We start from the raw sequence: 10,220 nt of genomic DNA, 5'->3' as shown, positions 1-10,220 counted from the left end.
GCCGCCGCGGCGGTCTTGGCGAGCCGCGCCGAAATCCCGATCCGCATCGCGCCGGTGACGAGTTTCAACAGCGCCCAGCGGCCGGTCTCGTCCAGTTCGTCGAGCCAGCGCGACAGCTGTTTCGGCAATTCCGTCTTGCCGAGGGTGCGCAGCGTGGTGACGACCTCGGTAAGGGTGGGCGGAGGCGGGTTGTTGTGGCCAGGTGCAATCTTCTCCCCTCCCTCCGCGAGCGGCTTGTCCGCCGAAGCTTTAGCGAAGGCGGAAGCGAGTGGTGGGGAGGGGTCGGGGGTGGGGGGTCTATCAGCGCGTTCTTCTGGCAGTGAGCTTGCGGAAACACCCCCCACCCCCGACCCCTGCCCACCACGCGCAAGAGCGCGCGGGGGGAGGGGGGAAGATGCAGCCTTCGGCCACATCAGCGCCACCGTCTCCGAGAGGTCGCCGACGTAATCATACGACAGCGCGAACAGCACGGGGTCGGTGCGGTCGGCGATCAGGTTGCGGATCAATCCCGGCTTGGCGTGCCTGAACGACAGCGCGCCGGTGAGGGCTGCGAGCGCGTAGCCGCGGTCGGGGTCGTCGGTCTCGCGAAAATATGACGTGAGCAGCCGCAGCTTGTTGTTGCGGCCGGGCTCGTAGGCGAGGCGGTCGAGCAATTGGGCGAAACGGTTCATGGCGCCGCGACCCCGCCCGGCGCCGCTTCGCCTTCATCCTCGTCGCCGTAGCCGACCAGATCGAGCGGGCGCGCCGCGAGGCCCTTGGTCTGGCACCAATGCACCAGCGCGTCTTCCTGGCCGTGCGTGACCCAGATCTCGCGCGCGCCTGTGGCCTCGATGGTCGCGGTCAGTCCGTCCCAGTCGGCATGATCGGAAATCACCAGCGGCAGTTCGATGCCGCGCTGCCGGGCGCGGGCGCGCACCCGCATCCAGCCAGAGGCGAACGCAGTGACCGGATCGGGAAACCGCCGGGTCCAGATGTCGGAAGTCGCCGACGGCGGCGCCAGCGTGATGGTGCCGGCGAGGTCGGCCTTCTTCATGCCTTTGGCCGGGCGCAGATCGCCGAGCTCGATGCCACGGCCTTGATAGTAACGCGTTATGGTCTCCATCGCGCCGTGCAGATAAATCGGCGCGTCGTAGCCGGCGAGGCGAAGCAGCGCGATCACGCGCTGCGCCTTCCCCAGCGAATAGGCGCCGACCAGATGGGCGCGCTCCGGAAACAGCGCCACCGAGGCCAGCAGCTTGTTCACCTCGTCCGCCGCATCGCCGTGGCGGAACACCGGCAGCCCGAAGGTGGCCTCGGTGATGAAGACGTCGCAGCGCACCACTTCGAACGGCGTGCAGGTCGGGTCGGGCGCGTCCTTGTAATCGCCGGAAGCGACGATGCGGGTATCGCCACAGGTGACGGCGACCTGGGCCGAGCCCAGCACATGGCCGGCCGGATGAAATCTTATCGTGACATCGCCGAGCTTCAGTTCCTCGCCATAGCCGATGGCCTGCGTGCTGCCGGCGAAATTTTCGCCATAGCGCAGCCGCATCATGTCGAGCGTTTCCCGGGTGGCCAGCACCGCGCCATGGCCCGGCCGGGCGTGGTCGGAATGGCCATGCGTGATCACGGCCCGCTCGACCGGGCGCACCGGGTCGATGTGGAAGCCGCCGGGCTTGCAGGCCAGGCCGGCGGGAACCGGCAGCAGGATGTCTTGCGGACGCATTGTCGGTATATAGTCCCGCCAGAGCTTCATTCGAGTCTTGTGATTGAAGCCTTGTGCTTCCAGTCTTGCGCTTCCAGCCTTGCGGTCATCCATCTCCGAAAGCTGCAAACGGTTCCGCAATCCTCCGACCGATCGGTTCCACATCATGCCCGCGCGCCTGTTCATGTCGTCAGGCGATTTGCTCGCCGACCGGCGCTTCGATTTCGCCCGCGACCTGCAACAGAGCGGCGATCTGGTCGCCGCCGAGGACCTGTTCGTGCAGGCCACCGACCTCGCCCCCGGCTTTGCCACGGCATGGTTCACGCTGGGCGAAGTCCGCGAATCGCTCGGCGACCGCCAGGGCGCCATCACGGCGTTCCGCACGGCGCAGACCACCGATCCCGGCGATCGCAACGGCGCCGGCCTGCGGCTGATGCGGCTTGGCGCTGCCGATCTCGCCGGCATGCGGCCGGGCTATGTGACGGCGCTGTTCGATCAATATGCGCCGAAATTCGAGGCGGCGCTGGTCGACGATCTCGGCTATCGCGGCCCGGCGCTGTTGCGGGCGGTGGTGCTCGGCGCGCGCGCCGCGGCGGACCTGCCGCCGGCATTCGCCCGCGTCATCGATCTCGGCTGCGGCACCGGGCTCGCCGCCCGCGCCTTCGCCGGCGTCGCCGGCCACATCATCGGCATCGACCTGTCGCCGCGCATGATCGAGCGCGCCCGCGCCACCGGGCTCTATGCCGAACTCGACGTCGCCGAGATCGCGCAGGGCCTCTCGCGCCGGGCGGATGCCAGCGCCGAGCTGATTATCGCCGCCGATGTGATGGTCTATGTGCACGACATGGCGCCGCTGCTGGCGGAGGTCGCGCGCGTGCTGGCGCCGGGCGGGCTGTTCGCGTTCACGCTCGAAAGCCATGCCGGCGACGGCGTGGTGCTGGGCGAGGGGCTGCGTTACGCCTACAGCGCGGCCGGCGTGCGCGCGCTGGTCGAAAGCGCCGGCCTCCTGATGGAGCGGCTGGAACCGGCATCGTCCCGCACCGAGAGCGGTGCGCAGGTGCCCGGCCTGGTCGCGGTCGCGGCCAGGGGCTGCAGGGACTGATCAACAAAAACCCCGGCCGCGAGGCCGGGGGTTTCGATTTTCTTGAAGATGCGTCGCCGGTCAGTACTTCGATCAGTACTTGGCGACCACCGGCGAGTTGAAGTGATAGTTCAACCCGCTGCGGAAGATGTGCTGCGTGACGTTGGTGGTCGAAACCGCGGGACCGCCCGGATCGGCGATGATTCCCGAGGTCGAGCCGAGGTCGACATAGAGATACTCGCTCTTCGAGGTCCAGTTCGGTCCGAAGAAGCTGAACAGCGAGGCCGGGGTTTCGATGCCCGCGCCGATGGTCCAGCCGCCCTTGGTTTCGGAGAAGCGGCTGGTGACCGGCCCGTTCAGGAACGCCGAGTCGATATTGGTCTTGATGTTGCCATAGGCATAACCGCCGGTGGCGTAGAGCAGGGTCGATCCGACCGAATAGCCGAGCCGGCCGCGCACTGTGCCGAACCAGGGCAGCTTGGCTTCATAATTGGCGTAGCTGCCATTGAGCCCCTGGCAATTCGCGATGCAGGTCCGGTTGTCCTTCTGGGTCGAGCCCTGGAAGTCGGCCTCGAGGCCGAACACCCAGTTCGCCGCCTGCCAGTTGTAACCGGCCTGCACGCCGCCGATCTTGCCGTCCGGCGCCAGGTTGAACAGTTCGGTGGTGCCCAGAACGGTCAGCGACGAGCGGTTGCGCGCCGTGGCGGAGCCGTAATTGCCGCCGAGATAGAGGCCGGCCCAGTTCGCGGTCACCAGCGGTGCGTAGCCGGCGTTGCCGCCGATGCGGTAGTTCAGGCCGACCCGGTAGATGTTCTGCCGGATTTCGGTGTCGAGCGTCTGCGGGAAGCCGCCGAGGGTGAAGGAGTTGGCCTTGTTGCCGAGGTTGACATGGAGGTATTCGATCTTGGCCGTCCAGTTGCCGCCGAGCGCCGCTTCGACGCCGCTGCCGACGGTCCAGCCGCCGCGCGTCTCGTTCGTCGTGAAGGTTCCCGACGGCACGCCGAGGATCGATTCGGTGACGCTGGTCTTGACGCCGCCATAGGCGTAGCCGCCGGTGAAGTAGCGCAGCACGGTGCCCCTGGCGAAACCGACCCGGCCACGGACCGTGCCGAACCAGTCCATCTGCTGATCGAACCGGCCGGAGGTGTCGAGCACCCCGGTCCGGCACAGCAGCAGGCAGGTGCGGTCGTCGCGAAGGCCGGCGCCCTGGATGTCGGCTTCGACGCCGAGCACCAGATGGCCGAACATCGTCCTGGTCTGCCAGTTGTAGCCGGCCTGGACGCCGCCGAGCGCGCCAAAGGGCGACAGATAGGTCTGTTCGAAGGAGGGGAAGCCCGGAAACGTCAGGGTCTGGTTATTGCGGCCGACACCCAGTCCGGCATTCACACCGAGGTAAAATCCGGTCCAGTCGTAGACTAGGGCGACCGGCGCCTTCTGATAGGGCGCCTGGGTCGCAAGGTCCGCCGCCTGTGCGTTCACCGCCACCGCAAGCAACGCCGTCGTGGCGAGAAGTCGCTTCATTGTTGAACCCCGTATTGCAATTCCATCGGCACCCTAACGGCCGCGGCCGATGCTGTCTGTGCCCTGCGGGCTACAGTGGCGCGAAATCGTTCCCCGGCATCGAGGTAACGTGTTGGAAACTATTTATCTTTTGGCTCGACCGGCCGGGCGGGTCGGGCCTAACGTGCTGCGGTGAGCACTGCCGAAACAGACCCCCTCTCGTCCGCCCTGCTGCCCGAAAAATTCCTGCGCTGGTTCGCCGGCCGCGGCTGGTCGCCCCGCGACCATCAGCTCGATCTGCTGCAAAAAGCCCGCGACGGCCGCTCGGCCCTGCTGATCGCTCCGACCGGCGCCGGCAAAACCCTGGCAGGATTCCTGCCGACGCTGGTGGAACTGAGTGCTCCCACATCCCCGCTGCGTTCTTCTCCCCTCCCCCCGCGCAGCGGTGGGGAGGGGTCGGGGGTGGGGGGTGTTTCCGCGCATACTAATGCCGGCGAATTTGCCCGATCATCCTGCAGCGAGCTTGCTGAAGCACCCCCCACCCCCGACCCCTCCCCACCACGCGCTGCGCGCGCGGGAGGAGGGGAGAAGAGCACTGCGGTCGTTGCGCCATCGTTGCCTCGCAGCATCGAACGCCGCGTGCCGAATTCGCGCGGTCTCCACACCCTCTATATTTCGCCGCTGAAAGCGCTCGCGGTCGATATCGCGCGCAACCTGGAGACGCCGATCGCCGAGATGGCGCTGCCGATCAGGGTGGAGACCCGTACCGGCGACACGCCGGTGTCGCGGCGGCAGCGGCAGCGGCGCTATCCGCCGGACATTCTGCTCACCACGCCCGAGCAGCTGGCGCTGCTGCTGTCGTCCGACGACGCGCCGTTCCTGTTCGGCTCGCTCCGGCGCATCGTGCTCGACGAATTGCACGCGCTGGTGACGTCGAAGCGCGGCGACCTGCTGTCGCTTGGGCTCACGCGGCTCTGGCGGCTGGCGCCGCAGCTGCGCGCGATCGGGCTGTCGGCCACCGTCGCCGAGCCGGCATCGCTGGCGCGCTTCCTGGTGCCGCAGCGCGATCGCCAAAGCCAAGCCGCCGACATCGTCGTCGCCGGCGGCGCGGCCGCGCCCATCGTCGAGATGCTCGATACCAAGGAGCGGCTGCCATGGGCCGGCCACAGCGCGCGCCACGCCCTGAACGAAGTCTACGCGTTGATAAAGGCCAACAGGACCACGCTGGTGTTCGTCAACACCCGCAGCCAGGCCGAGATGCTGTTCCAGGACCTGTGGCGGATGAACGACGACGATCTCGCCATCGCGCTGCATCACGGCTCGCTCGACGTCGCCCAGCGCCGCAAGGTCGAGGACGCGATGTCGGCCGGAAAACTGCGCGGCGTGGTCTGCACCTCCTCGCTCGATCTCGGCGTCGACTGGGGCGATGTCGATCTCGTCGTCAATATCGGCGCGCCGAAGGGCGCCTCGCGGCTGATGCAGCGGATCGGCCGCGCCAACCACCGCATCGACGAGGCGTCGCGCGCCGTGCTGGTTCCCGCCAACCGCTTCGAGGTGCTGGAGTGCCGCGTCGCCATCGATGCGGTGGCGGAGAACGCGCAGGACACCCCGCCGCTGCGATCCGGCGCGCTCGACGTGCTGGCGCAGCACGTGCTCGGCCGCGCCTGCGGCGAGCCGTTCCTGTCCGACGAACTCTACGAAGAAGTGCTGACCGCCGCGCCCTATGCCGGCCTGGCCCGGACCGACTTCGACGACACCGTCGATTTCGTCGCCTCCGGCGGCTACGCGCTGAAAACCTATGAACGCTTCGCCCGCATCAGGCAGGACAAGACCGGCCGCTGGCGCGTGACCAATCCCAGGGTGCGGCAGAGCTACCGCCTCAACGTCGGCACCATCGTCGAGGACACCATGCTGAAGGTGCGGCTGGTGCGCGGCGGCAAAGGGGGTGGCAAGAGGAATGACAGGGGGAACGACAGGGGATCGACCGGCGCGGTGGCGCGCGGCGGCCGCATGCTGGGGCAGATCGAGGAGGTCTTCATCGAAGGCCTCGTGCTCGGCGACACGTTTGTCTTTGGCGGCGAGGTGGTGCGCTACGAGGCGCTTGCCGAGGACCAGGTCTACGTCTCCCGCGCCCACGACAAGGATGCCAAGGTGCCGTCCTATATGGGCGGCAAGTTTCCGCTCTCTACCTATCTGGCCGAACGCGTCCGCAAATTGCTCGACGACGACCGCGCCTGGAAGGCGTTGCCGGACCAGGTCCGCGACTGGCTGTCGCTGCAGCGCGACGTCTCGAAGGTGCCCGGCGTGCGCGACCTGCTGGTGGAAACCTTTCCCCGCGCCAACAAGCATTACCTCGTCTGCTACCCGTTCGAGGGACGGCTGGCGCACCAGACGCTCGGCATGCTGCTGACGCGGCGAATGGAGCGGGCGCGGGTGCGGCCGCTCGGCTTCGTCGCCAATGAATATGCGCTGGCGGTGTGGGGGCTCGGCGACATGTCGTTCATGATCCGGCAGGGCCGGCTGGATCTCGATGCGCTGTTCGACCCGGACATGCTGGGCGACGATCTCGAGGCGTGGCTGGCGGAATCGGCGCTGATGAAGCGCACGTTCCGGACCTGCGCCGTCATATCGGGGCTGATCGCGCGGCGCTTCACCGGCGAGGAAAAGTCCCGGCGGCAGGTGCTGTTCTCGACCGACCTGATCTACGACGTGCTGCGCAAGCACCAGCCCGACCATGTGCTGCTGCGCGCCGCGCGCGCCGACGCCGCCACCGGGCTGCTCGATCTGCGCCGGCTCGGTGATATGCTGGCGCGCATCAAGGGGCGAATCACCCACCGGGAACTGACGCGGGTTTCGCCGCTCGCGGTCCCCGTGATGCTGGAAATAGGCCGCGAATCCGTCTACGGCGAAGCCTCCGACGAATTGCTGGCGGAAGCCGCGGACGAACTGGTGAAAGAGGCGACAGACAGAACGTGACGGCACGCGCGCAAATCCTCGATGATGAATCGGCCGCCGGGTGCGCCACGGCAGGCGGCGCGACTCTGGTCGTCGCAGGCGTATCCCTGGTCGCCGATCTCTCCGGCGCGCTGTTCTGGGAAGAACAGAGCCTGCTGGTGGTCTCCGACCTGCATCTGGAAAAAGGCTCCGGTTTTGCGATGCGTGGCGTGCTGCTGCCGCCGTTCGATACGGTGGCGACGCTCGGCCGCCTCGCTGCCGTGATCGCGCGGCACGACCCGCGCAGGGTAATCGCGCTCGGCGACAGCTTTCATGACCGCCGCGCCCATGACCGGCTGTCCGCTGCCGATCGCGAGGCGCTGTCATCGCTGCAGGCCCGGCGCGACTGGATCTGGATCTCGGGCAATCACGATCCGGCGCTGCCGTCCGATCTCGGCGGCGTGGTGGCCGCGGAAGTCGCCATCGGCCCCATCGCCTTTCGTCACGAACCGTCGGGGGCCTCGGGAGAAATCGCCGGCCATCTGCATCCCAAGGCGCGGGTCTCGACCCGCGGCCGTTCGGTGCAGCGCCGCTGTTTTGTCAGCGACGGCGAGCGTGCGGTGATGCCGGCATTCGGCGCCTATGCCGGCGGCCTCAGCATCCGCGACGCGGCGTTCGCGAAGATTTTCGGGACGCCCGGCTTCATGGCGCATGTGCTCGGCGACCACCGGCTTCACGCGATTGCAGCGTCGCGGTGTTATTGAGAGCGGCCATCCTGCCATCGCTCCATGACGGCTTCCTCGTTTCTGTGAGGTGAAACCATGAAGCCCGTTGATCGGTGGACGTCCGCTTTGCGACGCATTCCGGACTTAAGTCAAGGAGCGCGTTAGGTCGGCTTTGTGCCAAACACCGAAATGAGCCCTAGGCGGCCTCTACTCGCGCGGGCGTCGATTCTAATTGCATCGGGCGACACCCAAAAAGAGCCGGGAACCAACCGCCTTGTTGGCCGTTTTGCAATTTCGAGGCAAATCCGATGCAGGACACCCGAAATCGCGTACCCGCCAATACCGACGCCGAAATCAACAAGAAAATCCGCGACGAAACAGATGCGCGAGTGCGATATTATCAACAGCATAAAAACGATATCCGTTCTCGGCTCCGCCAGCTTGATGAAGAATGGGACATTGAGAGGGCCATCGAGTGCAATGCCTCCGCGCTCGCCTTCACAGGCGTCGTCCTGGGAGCCACAGGCGATAAGAGGTGGCTCCTTCTGCCAGCGATGGTGACGGCATTTCTATTCCAACACGCTATCCAAGGATGGTGTCCGCCGGTGCCTATCCTTCGACGTATGGGCTTCCGAACGGCCTCTGAGATAGAGCAAGAGCGGCAAGCACTCAAAGCTCTCCGTGGCGATTTTGCTGGTATTTCCAACGATAATGCCGACGCAATTCTCAGTGCAGTGCGTGCATGACGCATAGACATCGGTGGCAGACAGCGGGTGAGCATTTGGCAGCGGTTCGCACCTCGTCAATCTTGCAGGAAGGTAGAAAAAGCGCCAATATTCACGCAAATTTGGGTGTCATCCGGGGGATTCCCCGTCAAGAAAGCCGATCTTGCGCGAGCCTTTACAATTCCCGACTCCCGACTCGGTTGATTTTGCGGAAGCCGAACACGAACGGCTCGTCGCCGCTCTGAAGGCTTCCCGAGCGGGCACTTGGCGTTGGAACGTGGCCACCAACATCGTCGAATGGGACGACGCCCTGTGCGATGTGTACGGCATTGAGCGAAGAGATGCCCCCACGAATTCCGAAGAATTTCTTGCTCTTGTGCACCCCGACGATCGCGCTGCAGTTTGGGCGACAATCAGTGCTTGCATCGAGAAGGGCACAGACGCCGACTATCAGTTTCGTGCCGTGGTCGGAAATTCCGTGTGCTGGATTTATGACAGAAGCGCTCTCATTCGAGATGCAGAGGGGAATCCTGCCTACATGCTTGGCGCTTGCCTTGACGTAACCGATCGGCGTCGTATCGAGGAAGAACGCGACAAACTACTTGAGAAACAGACTTTGCTTCTCAGAGAACTGAGCCATCGTACGAAAAATCATTTAAGCATGATCATTTCGCTGCTGAGGCTGAAGGGAGCGCGGCAGAAAGACCCGGGTGCCAAGCAGGATTTTGAGCGTGCCATCGAGCGCGTACACACCATCGCGTTCCTGCATGAGCACTTGTACCGCAAGGATGTGTTCGATCGGATCAACATAGAATCCTACCTCGAAGATATCTGCGCCAGTCTTGAACTGTCCCTCCTTGCTGAAAGAAAAATTGCCATAGTCCGTGAGCTACAGGCAGCCGAGTTGCATATCGACCTGGCAGTCCCGCTCGGCCTCATCGTCAATGAGGTTGTGACGAACGCAGCCAAGTATGCATTTTTGCCCGGTGAAGCGGGGCGGATTGTGATTCGGTTCCGCAGGCGTGGCGACCAAGGCATACTTACCATTTCAGATAATGGTCGAGGCCTCGCAGAACCCGTTAAATCGCAAGGCATCGGCACAACACTTATTAGGTCGCTGGCCAAACAAATTGGGGCTCGAGTCCGCGTGGTCACCCGCAACGGGCTCACATATTCATTCGTGTTCCGAACGCTGGAGTAGATGTGGCACAAGTATTCGTATTGTGACTCACCGAAAACAATGCACAGCGTCGCGTTGAACAGGTTCTCGTCTGATGGTGTGCGACTTGGCGGCAAAACTTGCCAAAAATTGGCTGATGTCCGTTTCGGGTCAAAAGCTGCCTTCTCGGCCAGGAAAGGCGACGTCCGCTTCACCCCGATGAACTGACGTCCATCGATCAATGCGGTTGGTCTGTTTCGTGCCAACATCAGACATCAGCAGGCTATCCGATCACATCGTCGGCTAGGGTAGCTAGTTTTCCGAACCCGCCTTGCGAAGACCGATCGGTCCCGCTGGGCCGGCGGGCGGTCGCCGCGTTCCCGAGCTCGACCCCGCCGAGTCCGGCATACGA

General features: G+C 65.0%; 7 protein-coding genes and 1 pseudogene. 5 read left to right on the top strand and 3 right to left on the bottom strand.

The window, feature by feature from the left end:
- Both Q8R73_RS17570 and Q8R73_RS17565 read right to left on the bottom strand, forming a co-directional pair.
- Positions 1-671: pseudogene (locus Q8R73_RS17570) on the bottom strand (ATP-dependent DNA ligase); the annotation flags it as partial.
- Complete coding sequence (locus Q8R73_RS17565) at positions 668-1,705, bottom strand: ligase-associated DNA damage response exonuclease (RefSeq protein WP_305720819.1); 1,038 nt, start codon at positions 1,703-1,705, stop codon at positions 668-670. The gene Q8R73_RS17565 and the pseudogene Q8R73_RS17570, both read right to left, overlap by 4 nt.
- Positions 1,706-1,850: 145 nt before the next feature.
- On the opposite strand from Q8R73_RS17565, the gene Q8R73_RS17560 reads away from it, so the two are divergent.
- The gene (locus tag Q8R73_RS17560) at positions 1,851-2,786 is read left to right on the top strand and encodes a class I SAM-dependent methyltransferase (RefSeq protein ID WP_305720818.1); all 936 of its coding nucleotides are present in this window, start codon (positions 1,851-1,853) and stop codon (positions 2,784-2,786) included.
- Positions 2,787-2,858: 72 nt separating this feature from the next.
- On the opposite strand, the gene Q8R73_RS17555 is transcribed toward Q8R73_RS17560, so the two are convergent.
- Positions 2,859-4,286 carry an outer membrane protein gene (locus Q8R73_RS17555; protein WP_305720817.1) on the bottom strand — a complete coding sequence of 476 codons (1,428 nt, stop codon included), beginning with the start codon at positions 4,284-4,286 and terminating at the stop codon, positions 2,859-2,861.
- A 171-nt stretch (positions 4,287-4,457) separates the two neighbouring features.
- Between Q8R73_RS17555 and Q8R73_RS17550 the strand changes: the two genes are divergently transcribed.
- The 4 genes from Q8R73_RS17550 to Q8R73_RS17535 all read left to right on the top strand — a co-directional run bounded on the left by Q8R73_RS17550 (position 4,458) and on the right by Q8R73_RS17535 (position 9,850).
- Positions 4,458-7,241: a ligase-associated DNA damage response DEXH box helicase gene (locus tag Q8R73_RS17550; RefSeq protein ID WP_305720816.1), complete on the top strand. Its 2,784-nt coding sequence runs from the start codon at positions 4,458-4,460 to the stop codon at positions 7,239-7,241.
- Positions 7,242-7,306: 65 nt separating this feature from the next.
- Positions 7,307-7,963 (top strand): ligase-associated DNA damage response endonuclease PdeM, encoded by a 657-nt coding sequence (gene pdeM / locus Q8R73_RS17545; protein ID WP_305720820.1) that lies wholly within the window; start codon positions 7,307-7,309, stop codon positions 7,961-7,963.
- Positions 7,964-8,232: 269 nt separating this feature from the next.
- Positions 8,233-8,670 carry a hypothetical protein gene (locus Q8R73_RS17540; protein WP_304872030.1) on the top strand — a complete coding sequence of 146 codons (438 nt, stop codon included), beginning with the start codon at positions 8,233-8,235 and terminating at the stop codon, positions 8,668-8,670.
- A 142-nt stretch (positions 8,671-8,812) separates the two neighbouring features.
- Entirely contained in the window at positions 8,813-9,850 is a 1,038-nt protein-coding gene (locus Q8R73_RS17535; RefSeq protein ID WP_305720815.1) for a sensor histidine kinase, read from the top strand.
- The last annotated feature ends 370 nt before the right edge of the window (positions 9,851-10,220 follow it).

Origin of the sequence: Bradyrhizobium sp. (genome assembly GCF_030697065.1) — a bacterium.
Lineage (GTDB): Bacteria > Pseudomonadota > Alphaproteobacteria > Rhizobiales > Xanthobacteraceae > Bradyrhizobium.
The sequence above is the reverse complement of the archived record's forward strand: the minus strand, read 5'-3'. Positions and strand labels throughout refer to the sequence as shown.

Bases quoted from the DNA above. Each gene is read 5' to 3' on its own strand.
- Q8R73_RS17540 (WP_304872030.1), top strand. From the start codon at position 8,233: ATGCAGGACACCCGAAATCGCGTACCCGCCAATACCGACGCCGAAATC.
- Q8R73_RS17555 (WP_305720817.1), bottom strand. From the start codon at position 4,286: ATGAAGCGACTTCTCGCCACGACGGCGTTGCTTGCGGTGGCGGTGAAC.
- Q8R73_RS17560 (WP_305720818.1), top strand. From the start codon at position 1,851: ATGCCCGCGCGCCTGTTCATGTCGTCAGGCGATTTGCTCGCCGACCGG.
- Q8R73_RS17565 (WP_305720819.1), bottom strand. From the start codon at position 1,705: ATGCGTCCGCAAGACATCCTGCTGCCGGTTCCCGCCGGCCTGGCCTGC.